We start from the raw sequence: 20,868 nt of genomic DNA, 5'->3' as shown, positions 1-20,868 counted from the left end.
ATGAAAAAGATATTCTTATATATATTCCTGTCTATTGGGCTTTTAACAGCTTGTAAAAAAGACGAAATACTGGTTGACGGACAACGGCCGGAAGAAAGAGTAACTGAAGCAGTTACCAGATATACCGATGTTCTTACGGGAAGTACGCACGGCTGGAAAGCCTACTTATACCCTGATGGCGGAGGTGGGTATTCATTTTACCTCAACTTTAGCAAAGAAAATAAAGTAACCATGTATGCGGATTTGGATCCTGTTACTGCAGCAGCAAGTGCCGAGAGTACCTACAGAATCAAGGCCTTTCAAAATCCAACGCTTGCTTTTGATACCTATAATTACATGCATATTTTAGCAGATCCAGATCCTGCTACCTTTGGTGGTGTGGCTGGTTGGGGCGTTTATTCTGATTTTGAGTTCACCTTAGACAAGGTAGTTGGCGATTCAGTTAAACTTACCGGAAAGTTACTGGGCAGTAAGATGGTATTGGTTAAGGCTACACAGGCTGAACAAAAATCTTATAATGAAAAAGGTTTATTAAACTCTATTAATACCTCTGTAAATTATATAGGTGCAAATAGCAATTTATACCTGTTATTAGGAAACACGAATAAGGTTCAAACCACGATTGATATTAACAATAAGGTTTTCAGCCTTACCTGGGAAGAAGCAGGATCAATAAATACTACGTCTACCGGATTTGCTTTCACATTAACTGGTATAGTACTAAAAGAACCGCTTTTTTATAATGGTAAGAAAATCACTGAACTAACCTGGGATCCGGTTAAGAATTTATTTTTCACAACTGTGGATGGTACAAGGGTTGAAGTGCAAACGTCAACTAACCCTATTCTGCCTTTACATCTGTTGATGGGGATTAACTACTCCCGTATCACTGCTCCAAATGCAACAACCTATCCGGGATGGGGAAGCGACTTTGTGGCGAGAAGGGCATTGGCAAACCAAAGATCGCTGGCGAATATTGTGGTAGGTACAACTCCTGTTTCACTGGGTTCTATGAGATTTACCTTTAATTCTGTTTCTAAAACCATGGTTTTGGTTTGGAATACACCTTATGGCGCAAATTCTCTTAATTTAACTTATCCATATACCTATACCAAAACCACAAATGGTGTATTTAAGTTTACCATAGGATCGGGCTTTGATGGAAACTCGGCATTCTTTTACTCGCAGGCATCTAAACCTTTAGATCCTATCTTACAGGAAAGAATAAACGTCGATACTTTTACACTAGATTATTTTATTCATCCAACAACAGGTGCTTTGCTTGGACAATTTAAAAGTATAGAACATGCGGATTTTACTTTCACCGGAGCTTTACAATAACATTACCCTAAATCGTCTCTCCGTAAACCCCACCCTAAAAAGTGGGGTTTTTTTATGACATAATTTTTAAACCCTCCCAATCGTTTATTCAGTATATTTGTAACGATGATGAAGAAAGCAGTTTTGATCTTGTTTATGGCGATATTTACCTTCGCTGTAGTTCCTCAGGTTTCGGCGCAGTGTTCTATGTGTACCATTAATGCCGAACAGGGTGTTAAAAATGGAAATACCACCACTGCGGGCTTAAATACAGGTGTTTTATATTTATTAGCCATTCCTTACCTACTGGCTACGGTAGTGGGTATTATTTGGTATAAGAAGTACCGCAAAAAAAATATTGCCATCAATATTAAAAGAGAGCCTATTAACCTCAATTAGCAGGTATGGAAGGGAAGACCTCAAAACTCTATGCCATTGTACATGCTAAATGCCCGCACTGCCGCAGAGGCGATATCTTTACGGGAAGTATGTATGGGTTCAATATTCAACATACCAAAGAGGTTTGTGCACATTGTGGACAAAGAATCGAAATAGAACCCGGTTACTTTTATGCCGCTATGTATGTGAGCTATGCCATGAACGTTATCGAAATGCTCATTGTAAGCTACATCACTTATCTTATTTGTGGCCCCTTAACTGATGAAACTTTCTGGAATTACCTTATCGTAATTTTTACAGGATGTTTTGCCTTGTATCCCTTCAATTATCGATATTCAAGAATCATTTTGCTTCATGTTTTATCGCCTAATATTAAGTATAAGCCGTATTATGATCGGTAGGTTGGTGGTTAGTTGATGAACTGTTTAATTGTTGAACTGATGAACTGGTGAATGATGAACTGGTGAGTTGTTTAATCGGTGAGGTGGTGAGTTGGTTAACTGTTTAATTGTTGAACTGTTTAACTGATGAATGTTTAACTGATGAATGATGAACTGGTGAGTTGTGTAATCGGTGAGGTGGTTACTTGATGAACTAATGAACTGATGAACTAATGAACTGATGAACCATTGATCTAATGAACCATTGAAACTATAGTAAAAGATTATGTTAAAAAAAGAAACCCTCCATTTTATAAAAGAAGTAGCTGAAAACAATAACCGTGAGTGGTTTGCCTTAAATAAGCATAGGTATGAGGAGGCAAAGGCGAATGTTTTGGAGCTTGTTACCGCGCTGATTCCGGAACTGGCCAAGGTGGATCCATTAATACCTTCGGACCTGGATCCTAAAAAGAGCCTGATGAGAATTTACAGAGATGTGCGCTTCAGTAAAAATAAAGATCCTTATAAAACGAACTTCGGTATTTGGTTTTCCGCTAAAAGTAAGGGCGGGAATGAACCCGGTTATTATCTTCATATCCAACCTGGTAATAGCTTTTTAGCAGGTGGCTACTGGATGCCCGAGGCTCCGCACGTAAAACTTATCCGCCAGGAAATTGATTATAATATTGATGATTTTAAGGCCATAGTGCAAGATAAGGCTTTTACAGGCCTTTTTACCCTCGGAACTACCAATGCTTTAAAAAATGCCCCCAAGGGATATGATCCCAACGATCCGAATATTGAATATTTAAAACTGAAGAGCTTTGAGGCTACAATGAAATTAGATGATGCTGAATTTTATAAACCTGCAATCGTTAATAAGTTGATAAGTTCTTTCCAAACGATACAGCCATTAGTTGCATTTTTACGGAATGCGATAGACGTTTAGCAATACCACATTGCTGCATATTTTAAATTGATAAACCTAAAATTAAACATGAAAAAAACCTTTCTTGCTTTTGCGCTCTTTTTATTCGTTACTGCCTTTACCTCTTGTGTGGTTCTATCTCCTAAAAAATATAAAGCCCTTTTGGGAAGCAAAGATTCACTTTACACAGCTTTCAATGAAGGATTGGTTAAAATAGAAAACTTAGAAAAAGAAATAGCCAAACTCAAAAAAGATACCACTTTAATGGCTGAGGAACTTCGCAATCTGCAAAAAGATTACAATGAGGTAGATGCCAGTTACAAAAAACTAAAAAGCAACAGCAGCTCTGAAATTACTAAACTTTCTGGCGACTTAGCTTCCCGCGAAAAGCGGTTAAAAGAGGTGGAAGAAGTTTTGCGTAAACGCGATGAAGCCACTAATTCTTTAAAGGAAAAATTACAACAGGCATTGCTGGGCTTCACTAAAAGCGGTTTAACCGTAGAGATTAAAAATGGTAAGGTGTATGTGTCGCTAACCGATAAACTCCTATTCCCTTCCGGAAGTATCATCATTGATGAGAAAGGAAAGCAGGCCTTAACCCAATTGGCTAATGTATTGAAGCAACAGCCAGAAATTAACATTGCCGTAGAAGGTCACACCGATAATCAGAAGATTAACAACCTTGGCCAAATTAAAGATAACTGGGATTTGAGTGTTTTAAGGGCCACTTCAGTTGTTCGTTATTTAACCGAAAATGAAAAGGTTGAAAGTGTTAGAATGACCGCAACAGGGAAGGGGGAGTTTCAGCCACTTGGATCAAACGCCAACGCCGATGGAAGAAGTAAGAACAGGAGAATTGAAATTGTACTTTCGCCCAAACTGGATGAACTTTACAATCTGATTAAGTAAAAAAATATGAACTCCTGCTGATCCTTTCGGCAGGAGTTTTATCGTTTAAAGGACTTTAATATCTTAAAGGTATTTTCAAATTCCCCGCCATTTAAGTTGGAATATTCTGGCATAGAGATTTTATGAATATTCAGGAAATTTAAAAGGTCTTTGATCACGGAAGATACCTGCTCAGAAGAATCGGTATGTTTTAAAGAATCTATCCTGATTAACATCAAGGCGATTTCGAACATTTTGAAATCATGCTTTCCGGTAATTTCTAATCCCTGATCGGCATTCACAATGGCTTGTTCATAATGATGCGTGGCGTTATGGAAATTAGCCTTAAATACGATAAAGCTGGCCAGAATAAAATTGGTGTAGTAAATGTATTCTCTATCGATAATCTTTTCTAAAAACTGCATTATTCGCTGCGCTTTTTTAAAGTAATTGAGCTTTAAGTAGGTTTGACCTAAATGAATAAGTAAAAATGGAGAGAATACGGAGTAGCGGATAAAAAAGATATTCGGGAACTTATTCAGTATAGCCATGATAAAACGATGGCACTCTGCATAGTTGCGCTGTGCAAAAAGGGTAATAAGTGCCATTCGGTAACACAACATCTCTTCTGTAGTTAATTCCTCATTTTTAAGGGAAGGACTCCGGTCAATCTGGTGGCAAAGTTTCACTATTTTTTCCTCTAAAGATCTTCCTTCATTTGGTTTGTTAATCAGGTTGTTATAGAAGTAAAGGAGTAGATCGTAAGGATTAATAGGGAAGAGTTCGTTTAGGCGCTTGTAATTCCTTTTCAGCAGATGCATGGTACTCGTTAATCCAACTTTATCTACATCAATAAGTGCAATGTTGCATTCAATTACATGTAGCATAGCCTGTATATCCTCATTGAGTACATTATCTGAAATATGCTTGATGGTTTCTTTATAGAGCTTGCTCATGGTTCTACCCATGGCCATGATATCTATAAAATCCTTCCCAATGTTTTGCTTGTTAAAGTTGGCATTTGGCTTACTCAATTCGTAGCGTGAAACGTAGCAGATAAAATCGAAAGAGTTATTTTTTTCCAGGTTAGTGAATGGGAGCTTAAAAATGTTCTTTAGTTCGGCAATTTCATTTCTGTTGATACAAAACCTAATGGCCCAATTGAGAATGTGTTCTCTGAAATTTACTTTTTCCTGGGGGAAATTTGATAATATATGTGCAAAAAACTCTCTTGATGGCTTATAATCAAATTTCTCGGTAATTTGTATAAATATAAAGTACGTATAGATGTCGTTATTCAGAAAACGAACAACCTCTGTTGGGATTGAAGTGGTGAGCCTCTTCTCCTCAATCAGAATTCCACTGTGAATGAGCTCTTCGTAAGCATCTGGATAACAGTTAATATAGCTCAGGATTTTTTCCTTAGCTACCCTTAAGCTTTTGGCCCCTTCTGAAATACTTTCACTAATCTTTTTAAGCAGGAATATCTTTTCGGTACTTTTCTTAGCCAGAAAAACCCGTTTCTCTAAAAAGTAATTAATCAATTCATACCGGAGCAGGGGATTAATCAACTCCAGAAAATTGTTCTCATATTTCAGCTTATAATATACCTGTAGCCAAAAAGGAGTTTTAAACTGATTTAAAAGGTCGGGGTTAATATCCGATTGTTCTATCGTTTTTCCCTCAATTAAACTGAGTGTAGAAAGAACTTCTTCATTATTTAACAACGGAACATTACTAAGCAGGTCAGAATCGTAAAAAACACTGGTATACCAGGCCTTGGTTAAAAAAGCTGAATTGGAAATAACCGGCTGTAGGTTTGTCCAGCTATTGGTTCTTAAACCTAAAACGATTTTAACGAAATTGTTTTCTTCTACGCTATATAATAGGTCGGTAAATGTTTTGAAGTAGTTGGGTTTACTTAAATATTCATCTATGCCATCCACAATAATGATAAATCTTCCTTCACGTTTATCTGGCTGCTTCTTAAAATAGCTGATCATTTCGCTCAGGCTACCAAACTTAAACTCTTTGGCAAACCAATCCTTCAGGGTTAATCCATTTTGGATGATGGTATTGATGCTGGTAGAATTGATGAGCAATACAATATCATTTTTATAAGGTGCATATTCCGAATAAAAAAAGTATTCGACCATATGGGCCAGTAAAATAGATTTACCATGACCAGGCTGAGCACTTATTGTAGTAAACTGATAGTTGTTTTTTAAAAAATAGTCAAAATCAGGATAAAAGAAATTTCTGTTTGCTGTAGAATTGAATGGGATTCCCGAGTTATTCTTTTTGGCAATTAAGGAAACTTCAGTTATAGCATGGGTTTTCATCCTTAAATCCTGCCAGATACTTTGGGCAGATGAAGTATGATTTTCTCTGTCTTTACAAAAAGAGTCCCAATCAGTGTATCCTATATATTGAGAGAGACTATTAAGTGTAAATAATGAAAATTTATGCAATGTATTGGCAAAGCCAAAAAAGCGTTTTACGGTAGTTTCACTAACGTAGTTCTTGGTTTCTTGGAATACATACTCAGAAATGATCTTACAATGACCTGGATCTATATTTCTTAAGCCGGACTTTATAAGTACGAACTTCCTGAGTTCGATAAGGAGTTCATTAGCGTTCATTAAACATATAGATGGATGACTCTGCTAATGTCATCAAAATTTCACAATGTTTGAAATGAATTCGTTAAGAATAAACGGTATGAATAAAATGAATGAAAAGTAGCGGGCAAACAATGAATAGCAATGGATAGGGTAGAACAGTAGTGTAGGTGTAGATTTGTTCCTGTTGTTTAGTGTCTAATCTAAAAATAAACAAACTACACTGCACAACGATGGTAGTCACACCCTATTTAACGCCTAATATGATGAAACATTTTACCTTTCGTTCCTTACAAGGGATTTTTCGCAATACATCTATTGCAATCATCATTCTATTAACGCTCTTTCAAACCGAATCGTATGCACAAACTAAAGTTTTTGCAAATGATGTTGTTGAGAATTCTACAGGAATCGGATCTCACGTAGAAAACATTGGAAATGCGATAACCACAAATGATGCCACTTTCGCCACCCTAAAATCATATGGGGGGGCAGCACTTGGCTTAGGTGCGTATTCCGGAGGAATCATTTTAAAGTTCCCTTCGAATATTCCGGCGAACAAAACGACTTATGTAAGGATAGATTTTGATCCCGCTGCACTGAATGGATTATTAGGGGGTACTCTTGGAGGAACCCTTTCAACAGTTGTAGGCTCGCTGGTTATTGGAAATCACCAGTTCGAGATAGATGCAAGAAATTCATCAGGTACTTCTGTTCTTAAAGGGAACAGTATTGCAGGCTTTGATAATGCCTCCAATATAAGATTGGTAAAAGACAAAAATGGATTCACGTTAGTTGCCATTACCCCAACTCAGGCTTACGATAGGATTTATATTACCGACAAAACCACATCATTATTATTATCAACCATTAACCAAACTAAGGTTTATTATGCTTATCATCTTGATGGTACTGATGCTTGTGATAATAATGTATATGCGAATTTCGACGAACAAGGTATATCGTTAGATGCCTTAAATCTATCGGGTGGAGAGAACTTTGATTTTGAAAAGATTATCGACGCTGATAAAAATAATTTCTACAATTTAAGTACAGGTATTTTAGGCGTTGCGGCTTCTAAGAGTTTGAACGTTTATTTCCCTAATTTATCTAATACTACTGATAATATTAATCTCCGTTTTAGAACTTCTGCAGCTTTATTAAATTTAGGTTTGCTGAATAATTTATCAGTAACCGCTTACAACGGTACAACACCTGTGTATAATACCTCTGTTTCGAGTTTATTGGGGGCAGATTTATTGGGACTACTGAACAATGGCCAAATAGTGACTTTGCCATTTGCTCCAGGAGTTGCATTTGATCGGGTAACCATAACCTTAAGTAATTTAGTTAGTGCCAACGTTACTCAATATGTGGAAGTTTATGGTATAACCAGAAGCCCGGCCTTTCCTACATTCGTACCCCCAACGAGTAACATTGTAAATGTTTGTTACAATACAGCCGCTAATTTAACTGCTACCACAGCTGCTGCCAACGAACTGTTTTGGTACGATGTGGCAGATGGTGGAACAGCCTTGCAAGCCGTAGCATACAACGCAACCTTTACTACTCCTGCGTTATTGGCTAATAAAACTTATTATGTAGCTTCAAGAAAAGCAGGCTGTACTTCAGAGTCTGTAAGGGTTCCGGTGAGTGTTGTGGTTAACCCGGAAATTCTTTTTGCCGGTGGTTCATTAACCAACGCAACAGCGGGTTCCGTTTACACCAAGCAAATTAATGTTGCTACAGGTGGTACACCAACATATACTTATGCTTTAGCGTCAGGAAGTACTTTGCCAACAGGCTTAGCGATCTCTTCAACTGGTTTAATTACCGGAACGCCAACTGTTCCGAATAGCTATACTTTTTCTGTTATTGCCACAGATGCTAAAAACTGTACGGCAACAGCAACCTTCAATTTAACCGTTACCAATGCATTGGCATTAACACCGGCTACTTTACCTAATGGTGTAACCAATACCCTTTACCCAACACAGGTTATCCCTGATGCAACAGGCGGTACTGGCCCTTACACTTATACGGCAACAAACCTGCCTCCGGGATTAACTTTTACACCAGGTACCAAAGAAATTTCGGGTACACCTACACAGGCTGGAACTTATACCATTCCGGTTACTGTAACAGATGCAAATGGAAATACCGTTACTTCAAACTTTACTGTTAAGATAACAGATCCATTGGTTCTTCCAACGGCAACGCTGGCTAACGGAACAACGGGTACAGTATATCCAACGCAAATTATTCCTTTGGCCACAGGAGGTTCTACACCTTACACTTATTCGGCTACAGGTTTGCCTCCGGGTTTAACTTTCGATCCTGCAACAAGAGAAATTACAGGTACACCTACTCAGGCTGGAACTTTTACGGTTCCGGTTACCATTACAGATGGTGATGGCAAAACGGTTACGACCAATTATTCTATTACTGTAGTAGATCCTCTGGTTTTACCAGCTGCAACTTTAGCTGATGGAACAGAAGGGGTGTTGTATCCAACTCAAACCATTCCTGCTGCTGTAGGTGGATCTGGAACATATACTTATACTGCAAGTAACTTGCCTCCGGGATTAACTTTTGATCCTGCAACACGAGAAATTAAGGGTACACCAACTCAGGCCGGAAATTATGTAGTAACGGTGAATGTTAATGACGGACAAGGTAAAACTGCCACTAACAACTATCCAATCAAAGTTATTGGTGAATTATCTTTACCATCTGCTACATTGGCTAATGGGGTTGTTGGTACTACATATCCAACTCAAACATTGCCTGCTGTTACTGGTGGAACTGCTCCATATACTTATTTGGCAACAGGATTGCCTCCAGGGTTAAACTTCAATACCTCAACAAGAGAAATTACAGGTACGCCAACCTTGGGTGGTACTTATACGGTTTCATTAACTGCAACCGATGCCAATGGCAATAAAGTAAATACAGATTATACCATTACTGTAACGGTAAATCCTCCAACTGTAGCAGCAGCTACGGTTTGTGCAGGAAGCCCGGCAACACTTAGCGTTAGCAATTTGCAAGCAGGTGTAACTTATAACTGGTATGCTTCTACAGGAAGTACCCCTTTAGTAACTAACAATACAGGGGTCTTTGTTACTCCGGCAGTAACTACTCAAACAGTATTCTATGTTGAAGCGGTTTCGGGTACTGCTGTTAGCAGCCGTACTGCTGTAACTGTTTCTGTAAATCCTCCTGCAACTTTAGCTACAGTAACAACTAATAACCAGGTTATTAACGCTGGTCAAACAACTACACTTATCGCTACTGCTGATGCAGGGAATACGATTGCCTGGTTTGATGCTGCAACTAACGGAACGCAAGTAGGTACTGGAAGTTCTTTCACTACGCCTATCTTAAATGCTACTACTACTTATTATGTTCAAACAACTAATAGTAACGGTTGCGTAAGCGCAAGTCGCGTTCCGGTTACCGTTACAGTGATTACTTCTGGTGGTGGTACAGCTTGTAATGCGGCAAACGCACAGAACACAGCCATCACTGGTATCTGTGTATTATGTAGCATTAATGGTGCAGGTAATTCAACCGATGCTGATGTAACCAACTTCACCAGAATTACATTGGGTGTTGGAGTTGGTGCAACAGGATATCAGCAATTGATTTTCCCTTCAGTAGGAGCTGCAACAGATAGTATCCGTTTAGATTTAGCTTTACCAACTGGATTGCTTGATTTAACAGCTTTAAGTAATTATACTATTAATGTAATGAATGGAAGCACTGTTGTTAGAACAGTTCAGTTGAATTCATCATTATTAAATCTTCAATTATTAACTGGAAACCGTTTTGCGGCTACAGTTCTTGCTGGTGGTGCATATGACAGGGTAGAGATTCGTTTCGGAGCCTTAGTATCTGCCATTACCAGTTTAGATATTTATGGCGCAAATGTCATTTATCCAAACCCAACTTTAACTGCGGGTAACCAAACCATTTGTTCGGGAAGTACAGCAACATTAACTGCAACAGCTAATGGCGGTACCACTTTAACCTGGTATAGTGCAGCAGTAGGTGGAACAGCTTTAACCACAGGCGCAACTTATACAACGCCAGCATTAAACGCTACTACTACCTATTATATAGAAGTTAGCAAAGGCACATGTGCGAATACCACAAGGGTTCCGGTAACTGTAACCGTTACTCCGGTATTGCCTACACCAGTATTGGCAACTATTACAGCAAGCTGTGCGGGATCTACCTCAACGTTATCGGTTTCTAATCCGGATGCAGGTGTAACCTATAAATGGTATGATGCAGCAACTGCAGGTAACCTGTTGTTTACAGGAACAACATTTGTAACTCCGGTATTGAATGCCAATACCACATTCTATGTAGAGGCTTCACAAGGAAATTGTACCAGTGCAACTCGCGCAGCTGCAGCGGTTACCGTTAATCCTCGTCCGGTATTACCAGTGGTAACCGCAAGTGCTACTACGGTAAATGTTGGTCAAACTGCTATTTTAACAGCAACCTCAACAGAATCTAATATTACTTTTAACTGGTATACTTCTAATACCGCCACAAGTCCTGTTTACACTGGGGCAACATACGTAACTCCACCATTACTGGCTACTACAACTTATTACGTAGAAGCGGTTAATGCTAATGGATGTACTTCTGCTACCCGGGTTCAGGTAACGATAAACGTAGATGGAAATGGATCACCGAATCCAGTTCCTTGCGAATCGGCATTAACAGAAACCAATGGAGTTAACGGCGTAGCCTTATTATCTGGAGTATTTAACTCCGCTTTAGCAGTTGATAACGATACGCAAACGGCTTCATCGTTGGTTATGCCGGTAGGTGCATTAGGCGCATCTGTTTACCAGAGAGCAAATTTTGGTTCTTCATCACAACTGGGCGATACGGTTAAGGTATTGGTTTCATCTCCAGGTAAATTGCTTTCATTAAGCCTGTTAGGTAATGTAGAATTGACCACTTTTAATGGAGGAACAAGCAATAATGACGCAAGACCATTAAACAATACAACTTTATTAAATCTTCAATTATTAAGCGGCGATACGCAAGCTTTAATCACTTTTGTTCCAACAGCAACATTTGATGCCGTAGAATTGAAATTAAATGCAGGTTTATTAGGTGCTTTAACCTCAATAAACTTCAATGCCGCACAACGTATATTAGTAGCTCCAACGGTGGTTGCAGCTAATGTTACGGGTTGTGCCGGACAAACTGCTCAATTAGAGGTGAGTAGTCCTGTAGCTGGCTATACCTATAGATGGTACGATGCAACAGGAACTTATATCACAGGAAAGGATGGCGTAACTTTCATTACACCTACTTTAACTGCTAATACTAAATTCTATGTAGCTGCGGTTTCTCCTTCAGGATGCGTAAGCTATAAAACAGTAGTAAATGTAACAACTAATCCAGCTCCTGTTACACCGGTGTTACTTGCTCCAAGTGTAAATACTTGTGCCAATACATCGGTTACCTTCCAGGTTAAAGATCCTATTGCAGGTACAGACTATAATTGGTATGCTACAGCAAATTCTACAACAATATTGTTCACCGGAGCCACTTTCAATACGCCAACGGTTACTGCAAACACCAGTTATTTTGTAGAGGCAGTAAATAGCTGCGGTAGTTCTTCTACCAGAACCGAAGGTCAAATCAATATTGGTTCGATCGATATTCCAGTGGTAACTCCTCCGGCAGTTACCATTACCGAAGGATCGGTAGCTGTATTAACAGCCACTTCGAGTACAGCTGGCGCAACTATTAACTGGTACACTTCAGAAACAGCAACCCTACCAATTTTTACTGGTACAACTTTTACAACACCACAGTTAAGCGCAACTACTACTTATTATGTAGAAGCAACTGTTCCTGGTGGATGTCCTGCAACTGCAAAAGCATCAGTAGTAGTAACCGTAATTCCTAACGGAACGCCAGTAGCTACACCTTGCGGTGCTGCAACAACAACAGTAGCAAGCGGTGTAGATGGCGTTGTGTTATTGGGTGGTGTATTTAATCCTACTTTAGCGGTAGATAACGATGTGAACACTGGATCTAGTTTGGTCATTCCGGTTGGATTATTGGGCGCATCTGTGTATCACCATGTTGGTTTTACAGGTTTATCAAATGTAGGAGATACCTTAAGGGTTAAAATTACCACTCCGGGTAAACTACTATCATTAGCACTTTTACAAAACTTAACGGTAAGAACATATCAGGGAACAGCGCCTAATAATGACCTTACTTCAATTTCTAATCCGCTTATCACACTTACTTTATTAAGTGGTGATGCATCGGCAATCTTAACTTTTGTACCAACAAGTAAATTTGATGGTGTTGAGTTAAGACTAAACTCAGGATTACTCGGTGCATTAACTTCAGTTAACCTGGATTATGCACAACGTACTATCCCGGTTCCAACGCTGGCATCAGCTACTGCAAGTGCTTGTCAAGGTTCAACAGCAACATTAAGTGTTCAAAATCCAGCTCCAGGAGTAGTTTATAAATGGTACTTAGCCGGAACTTACCTGGGAGCTGCTACAGACGGGCCAACTTATACTACAGATGCTACTTTAGCTGCGGGTACTTATGAATTCTCGGTTACTGCAACAGCAAATGGTTGTGAAACTAAACCAGCTAAAGTAACGGTAACCATTTTACCTCCACCTTCAGCACCAGTTGCAGCAGCAGGAAATCCTGCTACTACCTGTATCAATACGCCTGCAACTTTAAGCGTTCAGGCTGTTGCCGGAGTAACATTTAACTGGTACGATGCTGCTACTAATGGAAATATGTTAGTGAGCAACAACAGCAGCTATACTACATCTGCTTCATTGGCACCTGGAACTTACGATTTCTATGTAGAAGCAGTTAATGGAAATAGCTGTTCAAACGCAACACGTACAAAAATTTCTATCACTGTAAATCCATCATCAACCGCTGCCGATGTTACCATTACAGGTAACACTTCAATTTGCGCATCGGGTACAACTACATTAACCGCTACCAGTACTACTGTAAGCAGTCCTGTATTTAACTGGTTCAGTGATGCCGCTTTAACCAACCTGGTTAATACTGGTGCAACATTTAATACCCCGGCAATAACTGCCACTACTAAATATTATGTTACCGTTAGCGGAACAAACAAATGTGCTAATCCGGTTGGTGCAGCTGCAGAAGTAACCATTATTCTGAATCCGATTGCCGTGGCTGCCGACATTAATTTGGCGGGTACGAGTACCATTTGTAATGGTTCTACTGTGAAATTAACAGCTACAACCACTACAGTAACTAATCCGGTATTCACTTGGTACAGTGATGCTGCATTAACTACTCCGGTTTTCACCGGACCAGAGTTTACCACTCCGGCACTTAGCGCTAATACTACTTATTATGTAACCGTAAGAGGAGATAACAAATGTGAGAACACTGCTTCAACAGCAAAATCTATCACCATTACAGTTAATCCTTTTGCAACAGATGCAGATATCGCTGCCAGCGGATTAACCACGATCTGTAAAAATTCTGGAACTGTATTGTCGGTTACTTCAGCCACAGTAACAAACCCGGTATTTACCTGGTATAGTGATGCTAACTTCGCAACGGTTGTTCATGTTGGACCAACATTTAACATTCCAACACTTGCGGCAACAACTACTTATTATGTATCGGTAAGAGGTGATAACAAGTGTGAAAACTTAGCTACTGCGGCTAAGGTAATCACTGTAACGGTTAATGACTATGCTACTGCTGCAGATGTAACCGTAAGCAATGCTCAGATCTGTGCAGGAAATGCAGCCGTATTAATGGCCTCAAGCTTAACGGTAACTCAGCCAGTATTTACCTGGTACAGTGATGCTTCGTTAACCAGCGTAGCTTTCGTAGGACCAACGTTCACCGTAACAGGTTTAACAGCTACAACTACTTATTATGTAACAGTAAAAGGAGCAAACAAATGTGAGAATGCGGCTGCTGATGCGAAAGCAGTAACAGTAACCGTTAATCCATTAGCTACAACAACTGATATTATTGTAACAGGAGATAACACTGCATGTGCTGGTTCGGCAGTAGTGTTGAGTGCAACATCTCCTTCAGTAAACAATCCAATATTTACCTGGTACAGCGATGCGGCATTGACCAATGTTAGCCATATCGGTGCTACCTTCGCTACACCTGCTTTAACCACCAGCACAACTTATTATGTTACGGTTAAAGGAGATAACAAATGTGAGAATGCTGCTGGTACAGCTAAAGTGATAGCCATCACTGTTAAGCCAGTAGCTACAGCTTCTGATATTGCCGCTAACGATGCCACTATTTGCTCTGGTTCTACAGCATCAATAACAGCAACTACAACAACAGTAACCAATCCAACATTTACCTGGTACACTGATGCAGCATTAACCACTGTTGCTTATGTAGGTGCTACATTTACAACGCCAGGCTTAACGGCTACTACTAAATATTACGTAACAGTTAAGGGCGATAATAAATGTGAAAACTCTGGTATTACCGCTAAAGTGGTAACGGTAACGGTAAATGAAGCTGCAACAGCAGCGGATATTACGTTATCTACACCATCAATAGTTTGTGGTTCGGGTACAGTAGTAATCAACGCCAGTTCAACAACAGTAACCAGTCCGGTATTTACCTGGTACAGCGATGCTTCATTAACAACTGTAGCTTACACAGGGCCATCATTTACAACGCCTAACTTAACAACTACTACAACATATTATGTAACCGTTAAGGGCAGCAATAAATGTGAAAATTCTGCTTTAAATGCTAAGGCTGTAACCATTACAGTAAATCCAATTGCTATTGCAAGTGATGTTTCGGTAACGGGGTCTACTTCAACTTGTGAAGGTTCGGCAGCGGTGTTAACTGCAAGTACAACAACAGTAACCAGCCCGGTATTTACCTGGTATAGTGATGCTGCATTAACAAATGTTGTATTCACAGGTGCAGTATTTACCACGCCAAACTTAACAGCAAATGCAACTTATTATGTAACAGTTAAAGGTAGCAACAGATGTGAAAGTACAGCAGCTTCTGCTAAAGCGGTAACCATCACGGTTAAACCAATAGCTACTGCTTCTGATATTAACGCTGATGATGTAACAATCTGCTCAGGATCAACAACAGTAATAGCAGCTACTACCACAACAGTTACCAACCCAACATTCACCTGGTATACTGACGCAGCCTTAACTACTGTAGCATACGTTGGTGCATCGTTTACCACGCCGAATTTAACTGCTACTACTAAATATTATGTAACCGTTAAAGGAGATAACAGATGTGAAAATACAGGTACTACTGCTAAGGTAGTTACGGTAACTGTAAATCAGGGCGCTACAGCAGCAGATATTACCTTATCTACTCCATCAATAGTTTGTGGTTCGGGTACAGTAGTGATTAATGCCAGCTCAACAACCGTAACCAACCCGGTATTTACCTGGTACAGCGACGCCTCATTAACTACAGTAGCTTATGTGGGCGCAGCATTTACAACCCCTAACTTAAGCACTACTACTACGTATTATGTAACCGTGAAGGGAAGCGATAAATGTGAGAGCTCGGCTGCAAATGCCAAAGCAATAACCATCACCGTTAATCCGGTAGCAATAGCAAACGATGTTACTGTAACGGGTTCAACTTCTATATGCGCAGGTACACAAGCCGTATTAACCGCATCAACAACCACAGTTACCAGTCCGGTGTTTACCTGGTACAGTGACGCTGCATTAACCAATGTCGTTTTCACTGGAGCAGTATTCACAGCACCTGGTTTCACTGGAACAAGAACATATTATGTAACCGTAAAAGGTAGCAACAAGTGTGAGAATACCGCCGCAACCGCAAAATCAGTAACAATTGTAGTTAACGATCTTCCGCTTAATCCGGTTGTTGCAACTGCGGGTACAAACATCTGCTCAGGAGAGGCAACAGTATTAAACTTAACCAATCCACAAACGGGTGTAACCTATGAGTGGTACAGTGCAGCGGTAGGGGGTAACCTGTTATACACTGGAACTAGCTATACCACGGCAGTGTTAAATGCTTCAACAGATTATTATGTGGTTGCTATAGGAGCAGCTGGATGTAATAACAATGGAGGAAGAGTTAAGGTTACCGTAACGGTAAATCCTAAACCAACAGTTCCAACAGTTACTTCAGCATCTGTTAGTGTTTGTACAGGTAGTGCCGCAAGCTTATCAGTTTCTAATCCTCAAACAGGAATTACCTATAACTGGTATACCTCTTCAGTAGGTGGAACAATTGCTGGAACAGGTTCAACTTTCCTTACCCCGGCAGTTAATGCAAATGCAACTTATTATGTAGAGGCTACTTCTGGATCTTGTACTTCAACCGCTAGAACCCCTGTAAATGTAATTCCATTACCAGTGCCGGTAGCACCTGCAAGTGCCACTCCAGCAAATGGAATATTGTGTGCAGGAAGTTCTACTACCATCACGGTAAACAATCCGGTTGCAGGCTTAATTTACAGATGGTACGCAGCAAGCTCTAGTGGCGCTGTATTAGCAGAAGGTGTTTCATTTACAACACCAGGTTTAAATACTACCACAACTTACTATGTAGAAAGTATTGCAGTAGGTGGCTGTGCCAGCCCAACCAGAACACCAGTAACCGTAACGGTATTACCAGTATTAGATAGACCGGTATTATCTGTAACGGCAACCACACCAAACAGCGTAACCTTCGGATGGCCGGCTGTTGCAGGTGCTTCGGGATATGAGGTATCTACTGATAATGGTCTAACCTGGATATTGCCAACAAATGGAGCCACAGGAACAACTTATTTTGTTACCGGTTTAAAACCTGATCAGAGTGTAACAATCATTGTAAGGGCTAAAGGACAGCTAGATTGCCAAACCAGTGCAAATTCTACTCCGGTTACAGGTAAATCAAGCAACCCACTAGGCAATGAGGTATTTGTTCCAAATGCATTTACACCTAACAACGACGGTAAAAATGATGTGTTCCTGATTTACGGAAATACCATCACTAGTGCCAGAATGTTTATCTACACGCAATGGGGTCAGTTAATTTTCCAATCAGATAATGTAGCTAACGGATGGGATGGAACCTTTAAAGGTGTAAATCAGCCAATAGGTGTATATGTTTACATGGTTGAGGTTCAATTTAACGATGGAACAAGTACAATGAAAAAAGGCACGATAACCTTAATTAGATAATGAAGACGAGGTTCAATAAAAAACAGATAAAATTAGATACCATGAAAATATTATCGGCTTTAAAAATATATGTGACAGTACTGGGTTTGGTGCTTTGTACAGCAAAATCATTTGCACAAACTGATCCGCACTTTTCACAATACTACGCTTATCCGCTGTGGCTTAACCCAGCGCTAACCGGAGTGATCGACGGTGATTACCGCGGTTCTGTAAACTTTAAACAACAATGGAGCGCAGTAAATAATTCCTTCCTAACGGGAGGCGCTTCATTTGATATGGCACCTAAAAAGAACTTTGCATTCGGGGCAACAGTGATGAACCAAAGAGCAGGTGATTTAGGCTTCAATTACCTCACTGCATTGGTTTCCGGATCATATCGTTTAAGGTTTGGTTTCGAAGGATTGCAAATGATTAACTTTGGCTTACAGGCTGGTATCATTAATCGCAGTTTCGATTTCTCTCAAGCCCGTTTTGGTAATCAGTTTAATCCAATTGGCGGGTACGACGGCGGGATGATGAGTGGTGAAACACTTTCTTCACAATCAACACTCGTACCAGACGTGAATGCCGGAGTAATGTATTTTGATGGTAACCCGAATCAGAACGTTAACATATTTGTTGGAGCTAGTGCAGCGCATTTAACCCGCCCTGTAGATCGTTTTACAGGAAGTAACAGCCGCATCCCGGTACGTATCACTGCCCATGGTGGTGCGCGTGTAAGGGCTTCCGAACTGTTGGATATCGTTCCAAATGCTTTGGTTATGTATCAGGGAAATACCAATGAGGTTTCTCTGGGTGCATATGCGCAACTTAATGTTAACCCATCATCAAATATTCTTTTTGGTGGTAACTATCGTGTAAAAGATGCTGCAATTGCTTTTGTGGGCTTACAGCTTAAAAACATGGTGTTTGGGTTAAGTTATGATGTCAATACCTCCACATTTAACAGAGCGTCTAATAGTAACGGTGGTTTAGAATTATCCATCTCTCTAATCGGACGCAACGGTATAATCGGCCCTAACTTCTTTTGTCCACGTTTATAATCAATACTTCATATGAAAAAAATATTACTGTTTTTGTTGGTGACTTATGCGGGTGTTTCGCAGGCGCAATATGTGGTAAATTATAAGAAAGTTGCCGATACTTATTTCGAAAATAAGGATTATTATGCTGCTTCTACTTTTTATAAAAAGGCGCTAAAAATTACTGGCGACAGTACCCAGGCGATACTGCCATATGGTAAGGAGCGTAAAACGGCCAGTGAAGAAAAAATAATGGAGGATTATGAAGGTGCGGTGTATAATCTGGCAGAATCAAGCAGGATGTACAGAGAGTTTACTGAAGCCGAGAAATATTATGCCGTGGCCACCACTTTCACCAATACCAAGTACAGAAAAGCGCTGTTTTATTATGCCGAAAGTTTAAGGGCAAATAAAAAATTCAACCAGGCCATTGATGCTTTCGAACAATATATCAAGAAAAATGGGAATGATGTTTTGGTTAAGGATGCTAAGAAGGAAATCGCCTCATGTAAATTTGCACTTGAGGAAATGCGTTTTCCAAGAATGGTGCAAGTCAAAAGATTACCGGCTCAGGTAAATGGATTGGGTTCTAATTATGCTCCCGTAAAATATGGCAACGATTTCTATTTTACTTCCTCCAGGCCAATTGCAATAGCAGGCAAACGTGATGTAGTTAAAACTGATGCCGGAGAGGTACAAGTGGCTACTAAGTCAAATCCGTTCTTAAATAATATTTATACCTCAAAAGGAGATCTTTCAGCTACCGAAGTTTCGGTAAAAGCGTTGGATATCAACTTGCCAAAAGGTATCGAGGTGGCTGCAAGTACCTTCAGCCCTAACGGAAATACAATCTACTTTACGGCTTGGAGAGAAAAAGAAAACTATGCGATTTACACCGCCAAAAAAACCGGCGATAAATGGAGCCAGCCCGTAGAAGCAGGTTTGCAGGTAAATAGCAAGGATTTTAATTCTTCACAACCTTTTGTAACCGCTGATGGAAAATTTCTACTTTTCTCTTCGGATAGAACTGGTGGTTATGGTAAATACGATTTATGGTACTGTGCAATTAGAGAAGATGGTTCTTTAGGTCAGGCCGTAAATTTCGGACCAACCATCAATACCGAGGATGATGAAAGAGCGCCTTATTATAATGTATCTACCAAAAAACTCTTATTCAGTACCGATGGCAGAATCGGTTTAGGTGGATTAGACTTTTTCGAAGCGGAAGGTGATTTGGTAGATTGGAGTACACCAAAAAACTTAGGTTATCCTTTTAACTCTTCCAAAGACGATGTTTACTTTACAGCAGTAGACGATAAAGGAATTAAGGGATATATTAGCAGCGACCGCGAGTCATCTTGCTGTTTAGAAGTATTTGAAGTAAAGAAAGAATTCCTTTCTATAGCAGGTATTCTAACCGATTGCAAAACTAAACTGCCTTTACCAGGAGCTAAAGTAACCCTTTCAAATGTAGAAGGAGAACAAAAAATTACAACAGGTACTGATGGTAAATATACTTTCAAAGTAGACTCTAAAAGACCAATTAAATTGCTTTTCGCAAAGGATAATTACTTTTCAATCACGAAAAACTATGCTTACGAAGAGTTAGCTAAAGCTGATACTTTAATTTACAGAGACTATTGTATCAGTCCGTTTAAATTAGGTATTCCAATTGTGTTGGATAATGTTTATTACGAATTTAATAAAGCTGATTTAACTGAGCCTTCCAAGAAAGTTTTAGATGCATTGATTCCAATTATGGAAGATAATCCAGAAATGGAAATAGAACTTGGTGCACATACCGATAACATCGGAACAGATGAGTATAACTTAGATTTATCTAACAGAAGGGCTCAATCTTGTGTAGATTATTTAGTAAGTAAAGGGATTTCAATTACCCGCTTAACCTCTAAAGGCTATGGTGAATCTATGCCTGTTGCACCTAATACCATTGGTAAGGGTAAAAAACAAAAAGATAACCCCGAAGGCAGAGCCAAAAACAGAAGGACAGAATTTAAAGTAACCAAAAAATAATTTCAATAATCTAACGTCCCGATAAGCCATCTTCTAAAC

The 20,868-nt window shown here is 39.6% G+C and carries 9 protein-coding genes; 8 read left to right on the top strand and 1 reads right to left on the bottom strand.

Annotated elements, in window-relative coordinates; translation table 11 throughout:
• The 5 genes from BMX11_RS04350 (at position 1) to BMX11_RS04330 (ending at position 3,936) form a co-directional block, all read left to right on the top strand.
• Positions 1 to 1,341 carry a DUF4302 domain-containing protein gene (locus BMX11_RS04350; protein WP_090881824.1) on the top strand — a complete coding sequence of 447 codons (1,341 nt, stop codon included), beginning with the start codon at positions 1 to 3 and terminating at the stop codon, positions 1,339 to 1,341.
• 105 nt (positions 1,342 to 1,446) lie between these two features.
• Positions 1,447 to 1,719: a hypothetical protein gene (locus BMX11_RS04345; protein WP_245738577.1), complete on the top strand. Its 273-nt coding sequence runs from the start codon at positions 1,447 to 1,449 to the stop codon at positions 1,717 to 1,719.
• Between the two features lie 5 nt (positions 1,720 to 1,724).
• Complete coding sequence (locus BMX11_RS04340; RefSeq protein WP_090881822.1) at positions 1,725 to 2,120, top strand: DUF983 domain-containing protein; 396 nt, start codon at positions 1,725 to 1,727, stop codon at positions 2,118 to 2,120.
• A gap of 265 nt (positions 2,121 to 2,385) precedes the next feature.
• A complete protein-coding gene (locus tag BMX11_RS04335) occupies positions 2,386 to 3,048 on the top strand; it encodes a DUF2461 domain-containing protein (protein WP_090881820.1) in 663 nt (220 codons plus the stop codon).
• A gap of 48 nt (positions 3,049 to 3,096) precedes the next feature.
• Positions 3,097 to 3,936, top strand: coding sequence for an OmpA family protein (locus BMX11_RS04330; RefSeq protein ID WP_090881819.1), 840 nt, complete (start codon positions 3,097 to 3,099; stop codon positions 3,934 to 3,936).
• Positions 3,937 to 3,974: 38 nt separating this feature from the next.
• Here the strand turns inward: BMX11_RS04330 and BMX11_RS04325 are convergent, their stop codons facing one another.
• Positions 3,975 to 6,557, bottom strand: coding sequence for an NACHT domain-containing protein (locus tag BMX11_RS04325; RefSeq protein ID WP_090881817.1), 2,583 nt, complete (start codon positions 6,555 to 6,557; stop codon positions 3,975 to 3,977).
• 242 nt (positions 6,558 to 6,799) lie between these two features.
• Between BMX11_RS04325 and BMX11_RS04320 the strand changes: the two genes are divergently transcribed.
• From BMX11_RS04320 to BMX11_RS04310, 3 genes are read left to right on the top strand one after another with little or no spacing between them, the layout of a single operon-like run.
• Positions 6,800 to 17,773 (top strand): Ig-like domain-containing protein, encoded by a 10,974-nt coding sequence (locus BMX11_RS04320; RefSeq protein WP_175474465.1) that lies wholly within the window; start codon positions 6,800 to 6,802, stop codon positions 17,771 to 17,773.
• Positions 17,774 to 17,814: 41 nt separating this feature from the next.
• On the top strand, positions 17,815 to 18,816 hold the full coding sequence (locus BMX11_RS04315) for a PorP/SprF family type IX secretion system membrane protein (RefSeq protein ID WP_245738576.1): 1,002 nt from the start codon (positions 17,815 to 17,817) through the stop codon (positions 18,814 to 18,816).
• 12 nt (positions 18,817 to 18,828) lie between these two features.
• Entirely contained in the window at positions 18,829 to 20,829 is a 2,001-nt protein-coding gene (locus BMX11_RS04310) for an OmpA family protein (RefSeq protein WP_090881811.1), read from the top strand.
• Positions 20,830 to 20,868 lie beyond the last annotated feature (39 nt).

Origin of the sequence: Pedobacter rhizosphaerae (assembly GCF_900111155.1) — a bacterium.
Classification (GTDB): domain Bacteria; phylum Bacteroidota; class Bacteroidia; order Sphingobacteriales; family Sphingobacteriaceae; genus Pedobacter; species Pedobacter rhizosphaerae.
Note: the sequence above shows the minus strand (reverse complement) of the source record. Positions and strands in the feature narration are given on the sequence as shown.